Raw genomic sequence first — 15,720 nt, 5'->3', positions numbered from 1 at the left:
TTCCCTCGATTTCGGGCTTGACCTTGACACTGATGTCAAAGTTTAGCGTCGGGCCATGACCGACATCGACGGATCGAACACATCCGAAAGCACGACGAACGAATCCACCGCGGGGATCCAACCGAACGCTGCCGCACTGCCGTGGCCGAAGTTGCTCGCATTGGCCTGCGCGGCATTCGCAACGGTGACGATGGAGATGCTTCCTTCGGGGCTTCTCCCGCAGATCGGGCGCGGTCTGGGGGTCGATCCGGCCGTGGTGGGAATGTTGGTCACGGCGTGGGCACTCACGATCGTGGTCACCGGTATCCCACTCGTCCGGATCACCAGAAAGGCCCGCCGGGCGCGGCTGATCCCCGCAGCCCTCGGTGTGGTCGCGGCGGCGGGGGCGGCCACGGCATTCGCGCCGACCTTCGAGACGGCTTTGCTCGGGCGAGTGATCGCTGCAGCCGGACACGGTGTGTTGGTGGCGGTGATCGTCGTGTATGTCGCCGACATCGTGGCACCCGAGCGCATCGGCCGTGCGATGGCCATCGTGCTCGCCGGGCCCACGATCGCCGGTTTCGTCGGGCTGCCCCTCGGAACCGCGCTCGCGGACGTGGTCGGGTGGCGTGCGATATTCGCGGGAGCGTCGGTGGTTCTCGCCGTCATCGCCGTCGCCCTCGTGCCGCTCCTCGCCGATACCGGCGAGTCGGTGGGAACAGCCGATCGTGCCTCGGCGGCGCGATGGGATCGCAGTGCGATCCCCTCCGTCGGGACCGCAGTGGCCGGGGCGCTCGTGCTGGTCGGACACTTCGTGGTCTTCACCTACGTCTCGCTGGTGGTCACCGATGTCGCGCAGTACGAACCCACTGGGCTCGCGTGGTTCCTGGCACTGTTCGGCGCGGCCGGGGCGGTCGGTTTGGTGCTGTCGGCCTGGCTCTCGGATCGCTGGCCGAGAGCGACCCTGCCCGCGGTTGCCCTGGCGATGCTCGCCGCGTTCGCCCTGGTGACGATCGCACCCACGACGCCCGCGGTGTTCGTGACCGCGATCGTGGTGTGGGGGACTGCCATCGGGTTGCTTCCACCCGTATTCCAAGTCCGCGTCGTCCGGCTCGCGTCCGCGCAGTTCCGTTCCCTCGCGGGAGCGGTGGTGATCACGCTCCTCAACCTCGGCGTCGCCGCGGGGGCTGCACTCGGAAGCCTGGTGGCCGGTTCGGGTACTGGTGCGTTGGCGCCGGTCGCGATGGCCGTGACAGCCGTCGGCACGATAGGCCTGCTGCTTCTCGGGCGGGTCGGCGAGCCGACCGAGGGAGATACGTCCACCCCGAACTCCGCGGTAGCCGACGAGGTGGTGGTGGGCACCGCGTCCACCACCACCCCGGTGCCGGATTCCCTACGCCCCGACAGCGTTCGACAGCGCGGTGAGGCGGTCGCGTTCGAGGTCGGTGAGCGTGAGACGTGTGGCGTCGAGCAGTGCCGGTAGCTGCTCGATCCCGCTGACACTGGCGAGCGGGGCGACGACACCGGGGCGGGTGAGCAGCCAGGCCAGCGCGACCGTGGAGATCTCGACCGCGTGGGCGGTCGCGATCTCACCGAGTGCGTCGACCACGGCGAGGCCGGCATCGGTGAGGTAGCGCGAGGCCATCCGCTCGCGGACCCGGCCGGTGAAGTCGTCCTGCGACCGGTATTTGCCGGTCAGGAACCCCGAGGCGAGGGAGTAGTACGGCAGCACACCCAGGTTGTGCTCGAGAGCGATGGGGGCGTAGCCGGTCTCGTACTCCGCCCGGTGGACGAGGTTGTAGTGCGGTTGCAGCGATACGGGAGCGTCGAACCCGTGCGCGTCCGCGATCTCGAGCCATTCGGAGACCCGGGCGGGGGAGAAGTTGGACAGGCCCACGTAGCGCACCTTGCCGTCGCGGACGAGTTCGTCGAACGCGGCCACCGTCTCGGCGAGCGGCGTGTCGGGGTCGTCGGAATGCGCGTAGTACAAGTCGATGTGGTCGGACTGCAACCGCTTCAGGGAGGCGTCGGCGGCGGCGCGGACGTTCGCGGGGGCGAGGCCGGGGTGTTCGGGATGGTGCCCGACCTTGGTTGCGATCATCACCTCGTCGCGATTGCCGCGCGCTGCCGCCCAGTTGCCGAGGATCGTCTCGGATTCGCCACCCGAGTTGCCGGGCGCGAAGGCGGAGTAGGAGTCCGCGGTATCGATGAGGTTGCCTCCCGCGGCGCGAAACGCGTCGAGGATCTCGAAGGATGCGGTTTCGTCGGCTGTCCAGCCGAAGGTGTTGCCGCCGAGGGCGAGAGGGAAGATGTCGAGCCGGGAATTGCCGATCGTGGTCACGATGCTCCTGGGTAGGCCGATGTCGAGTACGTGCGCACCCTAACCACACTTCGCCGTACCCGTGTTCGATCGGGTCGTCAGCTGGGCGGACGCAACGCGGCGAATTCGTCGGTCACGCGCAGCCGCGATTCCGTGAACCGGTACAGCGCGGGCGGGCGGCCACCGGCGGGGCCGGGCGGTGCGGTGTTTCCGGTCGCCGTGAGCACGCGGCGCCGCGCCAGTACGCGCTGCAGGTTCGTCGCATCCACCTGGTATCCCAGTGCGGCACAGTAGATGTCGCGCAATGTCGACATCGAGAACTCTGCGGGCGCGAGTCCGTACGCAATGTTGGTGTAGGAGAGCTTCGCCGCGAGGCGGGTTCTCGCGTTGCCGACCATCCGTCCGTGATCGAACGACATCGCGGGCAGTTGCGAGACGGGATGCCACGACGTGTCCGCCGGTAGTTGCGGGTCGGACGTGATCGGCACCAGGCCCAGATACGTCGACGCGATGGTGCGTTCGCCGGGCACCCGGTGGGGATCGGAGTACACCGACAACTGCTCGAGATGGGCGACCTCGCGCACATCCACCTTCTCGGCCAGTTGGCGACGCGCGGACGAGGTGAGGTCCTCGTCGTCGCGGAGCGTGCCTCCCGGCAGCGACCACGTTCCGGCTTCGGGATCGAGGGCGCGTTGCCACAGCAGGACCCCGAGTTCGGGGTCGCCGCCCGGGTTCCGTGACGAGGGCGGGAAGGTGCGAACCTGGAACACCACGATGAGCACTTCGTGACGAGTGTTACTATGTGGCATGTTTTCGATTCTAAGTCGAAAACCCCTGAAAGCGGAAATCCGAGCGCAGCCCGCCCGGAATCCCCTTCCCGAAGGAGCAAGGCCATGACCACGACCGAGTGGGCGGGAGCCGCCGCCATCGTCGACGGCCCCGGTGGTTACACGGGCATCGAGGCAACACCGGAATGGGCCGACGAGGTCCGCCGGCTCGCCCGAGCGCGCAACGCGACGGTGCTGGCGCACAACTATCAGCTGCCCGCGATCCAGGACGTCGCAGACCACGTCGGCGACTCTCTCGCCCTCTCGCGCATCGCGGCGGAGGCCGAAGAAGGCACCATCGTCTTCTGCGGCGTCCACTTCATGGCGGAGACCGCGAAGATCCTCAGCCCGGACAAGACCGTCCTGATCCCCGACGAACGCGCGGGTTGCTCGCTGGCCGACTCCATCAACGCCGACCAGCTCCGCGAGTGGAAGGCCGAACACCCCGACGCGGTGGTCGTCTCCTACGTCAACACGACCGCCGAGGTCAAAGGCCTGACCGACATCTGCTGCACGTCGTCCAACGCGGTCGACGTGGTCGCGTCGATCGACCCGGACCGCGAAGTGCTGTTCCTGCCCGACCAGTTCCTCGGCGCGCACGTCAAGCGCGTCACCGGGCGCGAGAACATCCACATCTGGGCCGGTGAGTGCCACGTACACGCGGGGATCAACGGTGACGAACTCACCGCCAAGGCCAAGGCACATCCCGACGCCGACCTCTTCGTTCACCCCGAGTGCGGTTGCGCGACGTCGGCGCTCTACCTCGCGGGAGAGGGATTCGTCCCCGACGACAAGGTCAAGATCCTGTCGACCGGCGGCATGATCGACGCCGCCCGTGAAACCGGCGCGAAGCAGGTTCTCGTCGCCACCGAGGTCGGGATGCTGCACCAACTCCGTAAGGCCGCGCCGGGCATCGACTTCCAGGCCGTCAACGATCGCGCCTCCTGCCCGTACATGAAGATGATCACCCCTGCCGCTCTGCTGCGGTGCCTCCAGGAAGGCAAGGACGAGGTGCACGTCGCGCCCGACGTCGCCGAGCGTGCCCGCCTGTCGGTGCAGCGAATGATCGCCATCGGAAACCCGGGTGGCGGCGAGTGACGACCCGCACGAGCGCGGTGGTGTGGGAAGACCACACCGACCTCGTCGTGATCGGCGGTGGGGTCGCCGGCCTCACCGCCGCGCGGGCCGCGTCCCGGCGCGGGATGCGGGTGCTCACCGTGAGCAAGGGTGGGCCCACCGACACCTCCACCCAGTACGCGCAGGGCGGTATCGCCGTGGTCGCGCCGCAGGGTGACACCGTCGACGCGCACGTCGCCGACACCGTCGCCGCCGGTGGTGGGCTGTGCGACGACGACGCCGTGCGATCGATCGTGTCGGCGGGTCCCGACGCGGTCGCCGCACTGCGCGACCTCGGCGCGGTGTTCGACACCGGCCGGGACGGCGACGTCGCCCGCACCCGGGAAGGCGGGCACAGCATCCGCCGCATCATCCACGCCGGCGGCGACGCGACCGGCGCCGAAATCCAGCGTGCGCTCGGTGCCGCGGGCCTGCCCGTGCTGTTCGGTGCCGCCGCAGCACGGATCCTCACCGACGACGCCGGCGTGACCGGCGTACTGGTGTTCGACGAGCACGGCGCCGGTGTCGTCCACGCTCCCGCGGTGCTGCTCGCCACCGGCGGGCTGGGACAGCTCTATGCGTGCAGTACCAACCCGCCCGGGGCGACGGCCGACGGCATCGCGCTCGCCTTCGCGGCAGGTGCGGGGATCGCCGATCTCGAGTTCGTCCAGTTCCACCCCACGGTGCTGTTCGCCGCCGGTGGCATGGGACGGCGACCGCTCATCAGCGAGGCGGTCCGCGGCGAGGGCGCTCGCCTCGTCGATTCGCGGGGCGAATCGGTCACCGGCGGTGTCCATCCGCTCGGCGACCTGGCACCTCGTGACGTGGTCTCCCGCGCGATCGCGAGGCGCCTCGCCGATCTCGGTGAGGATCACGTCTTCCTCGATGCACGCCACCTCGACGGTTTTGCGACGCGGTTCCCGACCATCACGGCTCTGTGCGCCGACGCGGGGCTCGATCCTGCCCACGACCTGCTGCCGGTCGCCCCGGCCGCGCACTACTCGTGTGGCGGTGTCGTCACCGACATCCACGGGCGCACCCGGATTCCGGGGCTGTACGCGGCCGGGGAAGTCGCCCGCACCGGGCTGCACGGGGCGAACCGTCTCGCGTCCAACAGCCTGCTGGAAGGGCTGGTGCTCGGCGAACGCGCCGGCATCGCCGCCGCTGTGGAACGCACCGGTCTGCGGGTCGAAGCGACCGACGCGTTGCCGCCCGTCCTGCCCCGACTCGACCGGGACGTCCTGCAACGGTTGATGACACGGCACGCGTCGGTCGTCCGGGATGCGGACGGACTCGCGGCGGCGTCGGCCACGCTCGGCGCGGCCCCGAACAGCACGTGCATCGACCTGCCGCTGCTCGAAGACGCCGCGCTCACCGTCACGGCGCGGGCACTCGTCGCCGCGGCGGAGCGGCGCACCGAGTCACGCGGCTGTCATACCCGAAGCGACCACCCCGAGCCCCATCCCGGCCAGGCACACAGCCTCGAAATGCGTCTCGGCCTCGCTGGCGACACCGTCGTCACCACCCCGCAACTGACAGGAGCGAACTGATATGGCCACCGCCCTGCCCGCCGGCCTCGATCTCGAGGAGACGCGCGCGCTGGTCGTGCGCGCCCTCGACGAGGACCTGCGCTACGGACCCGACATCACCTCGGACGCCACCGTGCCCGCAGACGCGACCACCACCGCGTCGGTCGTCGCCCGGCAGGCCGGGACCGTCGCCGGACTCGATGTCGGACTTCTCGTCCTCGACCAGGTGATCGGACCGGATCACTACCGGGTGGTCGACCGCGCCGATGACGGCCACCGCGTCGTGCCGGGGGAGGCCGTGCTCACCGTCGACGCCCCGACCCGCGGGTTGCTCACCGCCGAACGGACGATGCTCAACATTCTCTGCCACCTGTCGGGTATCGCGACCGCCACGTCGCATTGGGTCGACGCGGTGCAGGGCACCGAGGCGAAGATCCGCGACAGCCGCAAGACGCTGCCCGGCCTCCGCGCACTGCAGAAGTACGCGGTGCGCGTCGGCGGCGGTGTCAACCACCGCATGGGTCTCGGCGACGAGGCTCTCATCAAGGACAACCACGTCGCGGCCGCAGGGTCGGTGCTCGCCGCGCTGCGTGCGGTTCGTGCGCACGCACCCGGCGTCCCGTGCGAGGTCGAGGTCGACACCCTCGAGCAGTTCGACGAGGTGCTCGCCGAGAACGTCGAACTGATCCTCCTGGACAACTTTCCGCTGTGGCAGACACAGATCGCGGTGCAACGGCGCAACACCCACGCCCCGCAGACCCGGCTCGAGTCGTCGGGAGGCCTGTCGCTCGAGGTCGCCGCGGAGTACGCCCGCACCGGAGTGGACTTCCTCGCGGTCGGTGCCCTCACCCATTCGGTGACGGTGCTCGACCTCGGCCTCGACATGTAGGCGTCATCGCCCGGTCATCGCCCGGATCAGCGGCCCCGCGGGGAGGGATGCGAACAACCCGGCTTCGTCGCGCAACGACGAATCCTCGTCGAGGAACCGCAGGACGGGTTCGGCCGACGGGCGCGAGAACAACGCCGCGAACATCTCCTCGAGGAAACCGGGGTGTTCGGTAACGGCGGTGAGCAACGCGCGGTCGTAGCGGGCGAACCGTCCGGGGCGCTTGGGCAGGTCGTACGGATGTCCGTGCTGCTCGAACGACCGCGCGATCGCCTCGCAGTCCCGTTGGATGCGTTCGTAGGCGTAACCGCTGCTCGCCTTCATCATCCCGGCGGCGGCCCCGATCCGGAGGATACGTCCTTCGCTGCGTTCGGCGATCTGCGCGACGAGAGGCAGACGCGCGTGCTCGGAGCGTCCGAGCTCGTAGGCGTTCTCCGGTACGCCGAGGACCTGCGTCAGATAGACGCGCAGCGCCGCGAGATGCACCTCTGGGGCTACATCAGGGGTTCCCGGCGCCACGAAACAGGTGTGCTCGACGAGCGCGTGATGGGCATCGCTCGGAAGCACGTACACGAAGGACGCCCGCTCGGCCTGATCGGTGCGGAAGTCGAACAGCACCGGAACGTGGGGGTCGAAGAGCGGCGCTTCGGCGCGCACGCGCACGCCGAGGAAATCCAGGGCGGCGTCTTCTCCGGCGGTCGTAGCGGCGGGACCGCGCGCGTCGAACACCCAGTCGGGGCGTAGTTCTCGCCCGTCGTCGAGTGTCACCAGTGGCCGGTCGGCATCGTCGACGTCGACGACGTGCCCGGTCACCGATCCCACGTCCGGCACCGGATCGGTGAGGCGGCGAACCGCCGCCACCAGCGCGGCACCGTGCACCACGCGGTAGCGATAGTGCCCGAGCGCCAGGGTCCGGTCGTGCCCGCCCGCATATACACGCATCCGGTCGAACATCTCGGTGGCCGCCGAGTCGAGCAGCGCGGTACGCCGCGTCCACGACGCCCACGAGGCGGCGGTGATGTCGCGGGCGGCGTCGTCGACCACCAGAACCGGGCCCGGCCGAGCACGTGTCGCCGCGAGATGCGCGGCGAGCGAGAGCCCGCTCAGGCCACCGCCGAGAATGACGATGCCGCCGTGAAGCGGCCCGGTCCAGGTTCGAAGACTCACGAGATCTCCGTTCGTCGCGACTGGCGCCCATTCTGCGGCACCGGAACTTCCGGTGCAGTGCTATTTGCCTACGGGCAATTTGCCTACGGGGCGATCTTCGGCGTGTCCCGGAACTGCGTCGTTCCGAGGTCGGGGCCGATCGATCTGGGGTACAACTGTTCATCTGAGTACCAGTGATGTCGGATCGCGGGGTGGGGCGGCCCCGCGCGGAGAACAGTTCTCGTCAGCGGGGGCGGAGAGATTGACGATGCGGCTACCCATGGCACCGACCGATTCGATGTTCCTGCTCGGCGAATCGCCCGACCATCCGATGCACGTCGGCGGCCTGCTGCTCCTGCAACCGCCGGAGAATTCCGATGCCACCGAACTGCGCGAAAGGTTCGACGAGGCGCTGCGCCGCGACGCTCCGGCAGCACCACTGTGGCGCAAGCGGCCCGTTCGGTCGGTGACGACCCTGGGACAGTGGGCGTGGGAAGAAGATCCGAGATTCGACATCGAGTATCACGTGCGGTTCAACGCCCTGCCCGCGCCGGGAAACACCGAGGTCTTGTGGGACCTGGTCTCCCGGCTGCATGCCTCGTTGCTCGATCGCACGCGGCCGCTGTGGGAGATGCACCTCATCGAGGGCCTGTCCGACGGCCGGTACGCGCTCTACGTCAAGATCCACCACTCCTTGGCCGACGGGATCGGCGCCATGCGGTTGCTGCGACGCGCGCTCGGCACCGATCCGAGCGAGGTCGGGATGCCCGCGCCGTGGGCAGCGACCGACGGGGCACCGCCCGCACGCTCGACGGTGGCCGCGGCCATCGGCTTCCCCGGCCACGCCGTGCGCGCCGTCCGAGGTGCGGTGTCGGAGGCGCTGACGGTCGCCTCCGGTGCAGCCTCCCTGGTTCCGGCGCTGGTCGGTACGGTCGATCGTGCCCTCCACGACCGCGGGGGTCCGCTGTCGCTCGGTGCACCGCACACCATGTTCAACGAGCAGATCTCGGGTTCGCGACGGTTCGCCGCCCGGTCGTGGCCGCTCGAGCGTCTCCGGCTGGTGGCGAAGCTCACCGACAGCACGATCAACGACGTGGTGCTCGCGCTGTCCTCCGGAGCGCTGCGGACCTACCTCCTCGAACGCGACGCGCTTCCCGACCGGTCCCTTGTGGCGATGGTCCCGGTCTCGTTGCGCAGCAAAGAGTCCGGCAACGACATCGCCGTCCTGATGTGCGATCTCGGCACCCGGCACGCCGATCCGGCGCACCGGCTCGAGCGGGTACGGAACTCGATGACCGAGGGCAAACGTGCGATGCGCGGAATGAGCAAGGTGGGCCGTCTCGCGACAAGCGCAGTCGGTGTCGCCCCCGTCGCGGTCGGTGTACTGACCGGCAACCGGGCAGTGCCGTGGACGCCGTTCAACGTGATCGTCTCCAACGTTCCCGGGCCGGAGGAGCCGTTGTACTGGAACGGCGCGCGCGTCGACGCGTTGTATCCCCTGTCGGTTCCGGTGGACGGTCAGGCTCTCAACATCACGTGCACGAGCACCGACGACGAGATCGCCTTCGGGCTCACGGCATGTGGGCGCACCGTGCCGGATCTGCACTGTCTGCTCGACCATCTCGACGCGGAACTCCTCGCACTCGAAGCCGTCGTGACCGTGGGTGCGGTCGACGAGGCCCGGTGAGACCCAGCCGGTGAGACCCACGGCGGCGGGTCGTTGGCTAGGCTCCACGCCCGTGACCGAATTCGAACCCGATGTGGTGGCGGCGGTAACCGCTCATATGAACGACGACCACGCCGACGACAGTCTGCTCATCGTGCGGGCGTTCGCCGAACCGCGCGCGGCGCACACCCGGATGACCGGCGTGAGCAGCGAGGCGGGCGTGTGGGTGATCGTGATCGACGGCCAGGAACAGACCGTCCGGATTCCGTGGCTCGAGCCGGTCACGGACCGTTCCGGTTTGCGTACCGCGGTGGTCGCGCTCTACCAGGCGGCGTGTGCGCGACTCGGCGTCGATCCCGCACGGCACTGATCCGCTACCCGGCACGGGTCTCCGCGATGATCGTCCGGTAGGTCTCCACCCCCTCGGTGGGCCGCCGGAGGAGTGCGGGATCGGTCCGGACGTCGACCGAATACAAGCCGAAACGCGGCTCGTACGAACCCCATTCGTAGTTGTCGGTGATCGACCAGTAGTTGTACCCGAACACCGGCGCGCCGTCGTCGACCGCACGCATCATCTGGTCCACGTGCTCGCGCAGGTGCCGCGATCTGGTCCAGCCGTCCGGGCGGGGAGCGCCGTCCGCGGTCGCCATTCCGTTTTCGACGACATACAGAGGCATCCCGGGAAAGCGCCGGGTGTAATCCATCAGTGCGTCGTACATCCCGGGCGGGTGCGGGGTCACCGAAGCCGGCTCCCCGGTGGCCGCACGAATCGCGGTGAGATTGCCGGGGGCCACCCCGTAGTAGTAGTCGACGCCGACGAAGTCGAGATGGTCGCGGACGCGATCGAGGAACCAGGTGTCGAGGTAGGGCGCCGCACCGGGAACATAGGCGGCGTTCGAGGTGACCTGCGCCCGGGGGTCGTACCGGTGGATCGTCTCGTAGGCCCCGCGGTGCGCGTCCACGAGACGGTCGAACATCATCGGTGCGTCACCGGGGGAGAGGGCACCGTTGGACACCTCGTGCCACACGTAGACGCTGGGCTCGTTGATTGTGACCCACAGCGCGCCGTGTCCGGCGTAGCGTGCCGCCACCGTGTCCGCGTGGGCGAGCCACGCGTCGACTGTCCCCGGGTGGGCCCAGCCGCCCCGGTCGGCGATCCAGCCCGGGTACACCCAGTGGTCGAGCGTGATCATCGGAGTCATGCCGTGCCCGCGGATCGTCGCGATCACGTCGTCGTAGTAGGCGAGTTCGGTGTCGTCCCACCGCTCCGGTTCCGGCTGGATGCGGGCCCACTCCACCGAGAGGCGGTACACCCCGACGCCCAGGTCGGCGGCGCGCGCGATGTCCTCGCGGTAGCGATGCCGGAAGTCCACGGCAGTACCCACCGGCTCGTGGCGACCACTCGCTGCGTACCGCGACCAGTTGCTGTCCGGGCTCGACCCCTCGGACTGGAAACCGGAACTCGACACGCCCCACAGAAAGGCGCCGGTGTCGGCGTGGGCAGGGCCGCCCGACACGGCCGCCGTCAGCGCCACGACAGTGACGAGCACCACGCGCAGTGCCGCGCGAGCGGGTGCGACGGACATCCGAGCACGCCACGCGGCAGCCATGTATCGCACGGTAGAGGGCCTGCGACGCACCCGCGGCACTTCGAGACCGATTCGCCGGGCGTGCCGTCGGTCTATGGTCGACGAGGGCACACAACGCCCACTACGGGGAGTGGATGACAGACCACTCCGGTTCATCGCGGATAATGGGGGTCGATCCCTGTTCTGCGAGAGAGGACACCTCATGCTTGCCCGCACCGACCTGCGTGGTCGTACACCCACCACCGCGGAGCTGAGGGGCGCGCTGCCCCGCGGCGGAGTGGACGTGGACGCGGTGCTCCATCAGGTCCGTCCCGTCGTCGACGACATCCGCGAGCGCGGCGCCGACGCCGCCCTCGACTACTGCGAGAAGTTCGACGGCGTGCGCCCCGCCTCGGTGCGCGTTCCGCAGGCCGAACTCGACCGCGCGCTCGCCGAACTCGACCCCGCTGTGCGCGCCGCACTCGAGGTCGCCATCGAACGGACCCGCAAGGTCCACGCCGAGCAGCGTCGCACCGACACCGTCACCGAGGTCGTCCCCGGCGGCACCGTCACCGAACGCTGGGTGCCGGTCGACCGTGTCGGCCTGTACGTGCCAGGCGGCAACGCCGTGTACCCCTCGTCGGTGGTGATGAACGTCGTGCCCGCGCAGGCCGCGGAAGTCGAGTCCCTCGTCATCGCCTCGCCGCCGCAGAAGAACTTCGGCGGTCTCCCGCACCCGACCATCCTCGCTGCTGCCGCGCTGCTCGGCGTCGACGAGGTGTGGGCGGTCGGCGGCGCGCAGGGCGTGGCCCTGCTGTCCTACGGCGGCACCGACACCGACGGCGGCGAACTCGCCCCGGTCGACATGATCACCGGCCCCGGCAACATCTACGTCACGGCCGCCAAACGGCTGTGCCGCTCGGTGGTCGGCATCGACGCCGAAGCCGGCCCCACCGAGATCGCGATCCTCGCCGACCACACAGCCGACGCCGTGCACGTCGCCGCCGATCTGGTCAGCCAGGCCGAGCACGACGTCATGGCCGCCTCCGTCCTGGTGACCACCAGCCCCGAGCTCGCCGACGCCGTCGATGCCGCGCTCGCCGCGCAACTCGAGCTGACCAAGCACCGCGAACGGGTCGCCACCGCACTGTCCGGAAGCCAGTCGGGCATCGTGCTGGTCGACGACATCGATCAGGGCCTGGCAGTGGTCAACGCCTACGCGGCCGAGCACCTCGAGATCCAGACGGAGAACGCGTCCGCTGTCGCCGCGCGGGTCCGCGCGGCGGGAGCGATCTTCGTCGGCCCGTGGGCGCCGGTCTCCCTCGGCGACTACTGCGCCGGCTCGAATCACGTCCTGCCTACGGCGGGTTGCGCGCGGCACCAGTCCGGACTGAGTGTGCAGACCTTCCTGCGCGGCATCCACGTCGTCGAATACTCCGAAGCCGCACTGAAAGACGTGGCCGGTCACGTGATCACCCTCGCGAACGCCGAGGATCTGCCCGCACACGGCGAAGCAGTGCGACTGCGATTCGAGGCACTCCGGTGACAGGCACGTCGATTCCCGGCTCGCGCATCACGCTCGAGGACCTGCCGCTTCGCGAGAACCTGCGCGGCAAGTCGCCGTACGGCGCACCGCAGCTGTCGGTGCCCGTGCAGCTCAACACCAACGAGAACCCGCACCCGCCCACGCAGGCCCTCGTCGACGACGTCGCCGAGTCGGTCCGCGAGGCCGCGACACAGCTGCACCGGTACCCGGATCGGGACGCCGTCGCGTTGCGCGCCGACCTCGCCGCGTATCTCACGCGGCAGACCGGTGTCACGCTCGGCGTCGAAAACCTCTGGGCTGCAAACGGGTCCAACGAGGTCCTGCAGCAGCTCTCGCAGGCGTTCGGTGGACCGGGCCGCTCCGCGATGGGATTCGTGCCGTCGTACTCGATGCACCCGATCATCGCGGACGGCACCCAGACCGAGTGGGTGCCTGCGTACCGCCGCTCCGACTTCACTCTCGATATCGAGTCCTCGGTCGCTGCCATCCGCGACCGGCGTCCCGACGTGGTGTTCGTCACCAGCCCCAACAACCCGACCGGGCACAGCGTCCCGCTCGACGGGATCCGCGAGATCCTCGACGCCGCTCCCGGCATCGTGATCGTCGACGAGGCGTACGCGGAGTTCTCGAGCGCGCCCAGCGCAGTCGCCCTGATCGACGAGTATCCGGCCAAGGTCGTCGTCTCGCGCACCATGAGCAAGGCATTCGCTTTCGCCGGTGGCCGTCTCGGTTATCTCGCCGCCGCGCCCGCGATGATCGACGCGCTGCTGCTGGTCCGGTTGCCGTACCACCTGTCGGTGATCACCCAGGCCGCAGCGCGCGCCGCACTGCGTCACGCCGACGACACCCTCGGCTCCGTCGCGGAACTGTCCGCCGAGCGCGACCGCGTCGCAGCCGAACTCGCCGGATTCGGATACGACGTCATCCCGTCCGACGCCAACTTCATCCTCTTCGGCCGTTTCGCCGATTCGGCCACCACCTGGCAGCATTACCTCGACGAAGGTGTCCTGATCCGGGACGTCGGCATCCCCGGATATCTGCGCACCACGATCGGCCTGGCACACGAGAACGACGAGTTGCTGCGGGTCAGTGAGAAACTCGCCGCTACGGAAATCGAGGCAACCCGATGAGCGACCCCATCACCACGAACGATCGCACCGCCCGGGTCGAGCGCACTACGCGGGAATCGTCCATCACCGTCGAGTTGAACCTCGACGGCACCGGCCGCACCGACATCTCCACGGGCATCCCGTTCTACGACCACATGCTCACGGCGCTCGGCCAGCACGGCAGCTTCGACCTCACCGTGCATGCGAAGGGTGATGTCGAGATCGACGCGCACCACACCGTCGAAGACACCGCGATCGTTCTCGGGCAGGCGTTCCACCAGGCCATCGGCGACAAGCGCGGCATCCGGCGCTTCGGCGACTCGTTCATCCCGATGGACGAAACGCTCGCCCACGCGTCGGTCGACGTGTCGGGACGTCCGTACTTCGTCCACACCGGCGAACCGGATTACCTGGTGCACTCGGTGATCGGTGGCTACCCGGGCGTGCCCTACGCCACCGTGATCAACAAGCACGTCTTCGAATCGTTCGCGTTCCACGCGCGGATCGCACTGCATGTGCGCGTGCTGTACGGGCGCGACCCGCACCACATCACCGAGGCCGAGTTCAAGGCAGTCGCACGCGCGCTGCGTGAAGCGGTCGAACCCGATCCGCGCGTCACCGGCGTGCCGTCCACCAAGGGAACGCTCTGACGGTATGGATGTCGTACTGACCTACCTGTGCTTCATCGCCGCCGGAATCCTCGCGGGCGGCACGTGGTCGATGTGGAAGGCCCGCAACACCCTCTTCGCGGGTATCCTCTTCGCCCTCGGACTGCTGGCAGCGATCGCCGGTGTCCTCCGGTTGATCTGACGTGGCCGAATCCGATGTGACGGACAACCCGAAATTGTTCGGAGTCCGGGGACTCGCCGCGGCGTGGTCGACATCCGCGGCAGCATTCGCGGGTTTCTCGCTGTTACTGCCCGTGGTGCCCTGGGCGATCGCGCAAGAGGGCGGCAGCGACACCGTCGCGGGCTCGGTCACCGCGGTGTTCATGTTCACCACGGTGCTGACCCAGATCGCGATGCCCAAGATGCTTCGCAGGTTCGGGCATCGCGCGACCCTCGTCGCCGGGTGCCTGTTCCTCGGTCCGCCGTCGCTGCTGTTCCTCGTGTCCATGGAGCCTGCCGCCGCGCTGGGAATTTCGGCGATACGGGGGATCGGCTTCGGAATGATCACCGTGGCCTCCGCTGCGCTGGTCGGTGAACTCGCACCCGCCCGTCTGCTCGGCCGCGCCACCGGCATGCTCGGTATCGCGATCGCCGCGTCGCAGATGATCGGGCTGCCCACGGGGCTCGCACTGGCCGAACGATTCTCGACCACACCGGTGTTCGTGCTGGGCGCCGTCCTGTCGTCGGCGGGACTGATCGCGGCGGCGCGGCTGCCGCGTCTCGAGGCTCGCACCGGCCCGCCCCCGGCGCGGATGCCGTTCGTGTTGCTCCTCCTGCCGACCGTGTCGGTGGGAGCCGGCGCAATCGCGTACGGCGGTCTGACGTCGCTGCTCGCCATCGCTGTGGCCGACCTTCCTGTCGCCGCAGCACTGGCGGTGCTCAGCGGTTCGACGCTGATCGGCCGGTTCGGTGCCGGAGCGATCGCCGACCGGCTCGGCGCGGGGCGGATGCTTCCCGTCGGCCTCGGACTCGCCGCGCTCGCCATGGTGCCGTTCGCGCTCGTGGCCGACGGCCGAGCCGGCGCCGTGGCTCTCATCGGGGCAGCAGTGTGCTTCGGCCTCGGGTTCGGCGTCGTGCAGAACGAGGCGCTGCTCATCGCGTTCCGCCGAGCGGGCTCCGAACATATCGGTTCGGCCAGCGCCGCGTGGAACATCGGGTTCGACGCCGGAACCGGAGCGGGCTCGTTCGCACTCGGTGCGATCGCGGCTTCCGCCGGCTATCCCACGGCGTTCACTGTCGTTGCGGTGCTCGTCCCGGTCCTCCCGCTCCTGGCTCGGCTCGCCGGTCCCTCGGAGCGTCCCGGCACCGAACAGGTCACCGAACGTCCCGGCGCGGACTAGACAGCACCCTGCCACCGCAC

General features: G+C 69.2%; 15 protein-coding genes. 11 read left to right on the top strand and 4 right to left on the bottom strand.

Features of this window, described 5'->3' with window-relative positions:
- The first annotated feature begins 55 nt into the window (after nt 1–55).
- A complete protein-coding gene (locus tag ACLQ3J_RS18280) occupies nt 56–1,462 on the top strand; it encodes an MFS transporter (protein ID WP_425904097.1) in 1,407 nt (468 codons plus the stop codon).
- On the opposite strand, the gene ACLQ3J_RS18275 is transcribed toward ACLQ3J_RS18280, so the two are convergent.
- Together ACLQ3J_RS18275 and ACLQ3J_RS18270 are read right to left on the bottom strand one after the other, a co-directional pair.
- A complete protein-coding gene (locus ACLQ3J_RS18275; RefSeq protein ID WP_296549763.1) occupies nt 1,373–2,320 on the bottom strand; it encodes an aldo/keto reductase in 948 nt (315 codons plus the stop codon). The two genes, ACLQ3J_RS18280 and ACLQ3J_RS18275, sit on opposite strands and share 90 nt — an antisense overlap.
- Nucleotides 2,321–2,397: 77 nt before the next feature.
- Complete coding sequence (locus tag ACLQ3J_RS18270; RefSeq protein WP_169652942.1) at nt 2,398–3,108, bottom strand: NUDIX hydrolase; 711 nt, start codon at nt 3,106–3,108, stop codon at nt 2,398–2,400.
- An 84-nt stretch (nt 3,109–3,192) separates the two neighbouring features.
- On the opposite strand from ACLQ3J_RS18270, the gene nadA reads away from it, so the two are divergent.
- From nadA to nadC, 3 genes are read left to right on the top strand one after another with little or no spacing between them, the layout of a single operon-like run.
- Nucleotides 3,193–4,224: a quinolinate synthase NadA gene (nadA, locus tag ACLQ3J_RS18265; protein WP_169620092.1), complete on the top strand. Its 1,032-nt coding sequence runs from the start codon at nt 3,193–3,195 to the stop codon at nt 4,222–4,224.
- The gene (locus ACLQ3J_RS18260) at nt 4,221–5,792 is read left to right on the top strand and encodes an L-aspartate oxidase (RefSeq protein WP_425904096.1); all 1,572 of its coding nucleotides are present in this window, start codon (nt 4,221–4,223) and stop codon (nt 5,790–5,792) included. The genes nadA and ACLQ3J_RS18260 overlap by 4 nt, the downstream gene beginning before the upstream one ends.
- 1 nt (nt 5,793) lies before the next feature.
- A complete protein-coding gene (gene nadC / locus ACLQ3J_RS18255; RefSeq protein WP_169620090.1) occupies nt 5,794–6,660 on the top strand; it encodes a carboxylating nicotinate-nucleotide diphosphorylase in 867 nt (288 codons plus the stop codon).
- Nucleotides 6,661–6,663: 3 nt separating this feature from the next.
- Here nadC and ACLQ3J_RS18250 read toward each other — a convergent pair whose 3' ends face one another.
- Entirely contained in the window at nt 6,664–7,824 is a 1,161-nt protein-coding gene (locus tag ACLQ3J_RS18250) for a lycopene cyclase family protein (RefSeq protein ID WP_425904095.1), read from the bottom strand.
- Between the two features lie 247 nt (nt 7,825–8,071).
- On the opposite strand from ACLQ3J_RS18250, the gene ACLQ3J_RS18245 reads away from it, so the two are divergent.
- Both ACLQ3J_RS18245 and ACLQ3J_RS18240 read left to right on the top strand, forming a co-directional pair.
- Nucleotides 8,072–9,490: a WS/DGAT/MGAT family O-acyltransferase gene (locus tag ACLQ3J_RS18245; RefSeq protein ID WP_206036636.1), complete on the top strand. Its 1,419-nt coding sequence runs from the start codon at nt 8,072–8,074 to the stop codon at nt 9,488–9,490.
- 52 nt (nt 9,491–9,542) lie between these two features.
- Complete coding sequence (locus ACLQ3J_RS18240; protein ID WP_296549755.1) at nt 9,543–9,839, top strand: DUF2470 domain-containing protein; 297 nt, start codon at nt 9,543–9,545, stop codon at nt 9,837–9,839.
- Between the two features lie 4 nt (nt 9,840–9,843).
- Here the strand turns inward: ACLQ3J_RS18240 and ACLQ3J_RS18235 are convergent, their stop codons facing one another.
- Nucleotides 9,844–11,079, bottom strand: a complete 1,236-nt coding sequence (locus ACLQ3J_RS18235) for a family 1 glycosylhydrolase (protein WP_296549754.1) — start codon at nt 11,077–11,079, stop codon at nt 9,844–9,846.
- Between the two features lie 181 nt (nt 11,080–11,260).
- Between ACLQ3J_RS18235 and hisD the strand changes: the two genes are divergently transcribed.
- Genes hisD through ACLQ3J_RS18210 form a run of 5 tightly spaced genes read left to right on the top strand, consistent with a single transcriptional unit; the run spans nt 11,261 to nt 15,700 of the window.
- Complete coding sequence (gene hisD / locus ACLQ3J_RS18230) at nt 11,261–12,583, top strand: histidinol dehydrogenase (RefSeq protein WP_169652938.1); 1,323 nt, start codon at nt 11,261–11,263, stop codon at nt 12,581–12,583.
- Nucleotides 12,580–13,713 (top strand): histidinol-phosphate transaminase, encoded by a 1,134-nt coding sequence (locus ACLQ3J_RS18225; RefSeq protein WP_378527414.1) that lies wholly within the window; start codon nt 12,580–12,582, stop codon nt 13,711–13,713. Before hisD ends, ACLQ3J_RS18225 begins: the two co-directional genes overlap by 4 nt.
- Nucleotides 13,710–14,342, top strand: coding sequence for an imidazoleglycerol-phosphate dehydratase HisB (gene hisB, locus ACLQ3J_RS18220; RefSeq protein WP_169620085.1), 633 nt, complete (start codon nt 13,710–13,712; stop codon nt 14,340–14,342). Before ACLQ3J_RS18225 ends, hisB begins: the two co-directional genes overlap by 4 nt.
- A gap of 4 nt (nt 14,343–14,346) precedes the next feature.
- A complete protein-coding gene (locus tag ACLQ3J_RS18215) occupies nt 14,347–14,502 on the top strand; it encodes a hypothetical protein (protein ID WP_169620084.1) in 156 nt (51 codons plus the stop codon).
- A 1-nt stretch (nt 14,503) separates the two neighbouring features.
- On the top strand, nt 14,504–15,700 hold the full coding sequence (locus tag ACLQ3J_RS18210) for an MFS transporter (protein ID WP_425904092.1): 1,197 nt from the start codon (nt 14,504–14,506) through the stop codon (nt 15,698–15,700).
- Nucleotides 15,701–15,720 lie beyond the last annotated feature (20 nt).

Source organism: Rhodococcus sp. DT1, assembly GCF_049844875.1.
Classification (GTDB): Bacteria; Actinomycetota; Actinomycetes; order Mycobacteriales; family Mycobacteriaceae; genus Rhodococcus.
Note: the sequence above shows the minus strand (reverse complement) of the source record. Positions and strands in the feature narration are given on the sequence as shown.

Bases quoted from the DNA above. Each gene is read 5' to 3' on its own strand.
- ACLQ3J_RS18280 (WP_425904097.1), top strand. From the start codon at position 56: ATGACCGACATCGACGGATCGAACACATCCGAAAGCACGACGAACGAA.
- ACLQ3J_RS18215 (WP_169620084.1), top strand. From the start codon at position 14,347: ATGGATGTCGTACTGACCTACCTGTGCTTCATCGCCGCCGGAATCCTC.
- ACLQ3J_RS18245 (WP_206036636.1), top strand. From the start codon at position 8,072: ATGCGGCTACCCATGGCACCGACCGATTCGATGTTCCTGCTCGGCGAA.
- ACLQ3J_RS18235 (WP_296549754.1), bottom strand. From the start codon at position 11,079: ATGGCTGCCGCGTGGCGTGCTCGGATGTCCGTCGCACCCGCTCGCGCG.
- nadC (WP_169620090.1), top strand. From the start codon at position 5,794: ATGGCCACCGCCCTGCCCGCCGGCCTCGATCTCGAGGAGACGCGCGCG.
- ACLQ3J_RS18270 (WP_169652942.1), bottom strand. From the start codon at position 3,108: ATGCCACATAGTAACACTCGTCACGAAGTGCTCATCGTGGTGTTCCAG.
- hisD (WP_169652938.1), top strand. From the start codon at position 11,261: ATGCTTGCCCGCACCGACCTGCGTGGTCGTACACCCACCACCGCGGAG.
- hisB (WP_169620085.1), top strand. From the start codon at position 13,710: ATGAGCGACCCCATCACCACGAACGATCGCACCGCCCGGGTCGAGCGC.
- nadA (WP_169620092.1), top strand. From the start codon at position 3,193: ATGACCACGACCGAGTGGGCGGGAGCCGCCGCCATCGTCGACGGCCCC.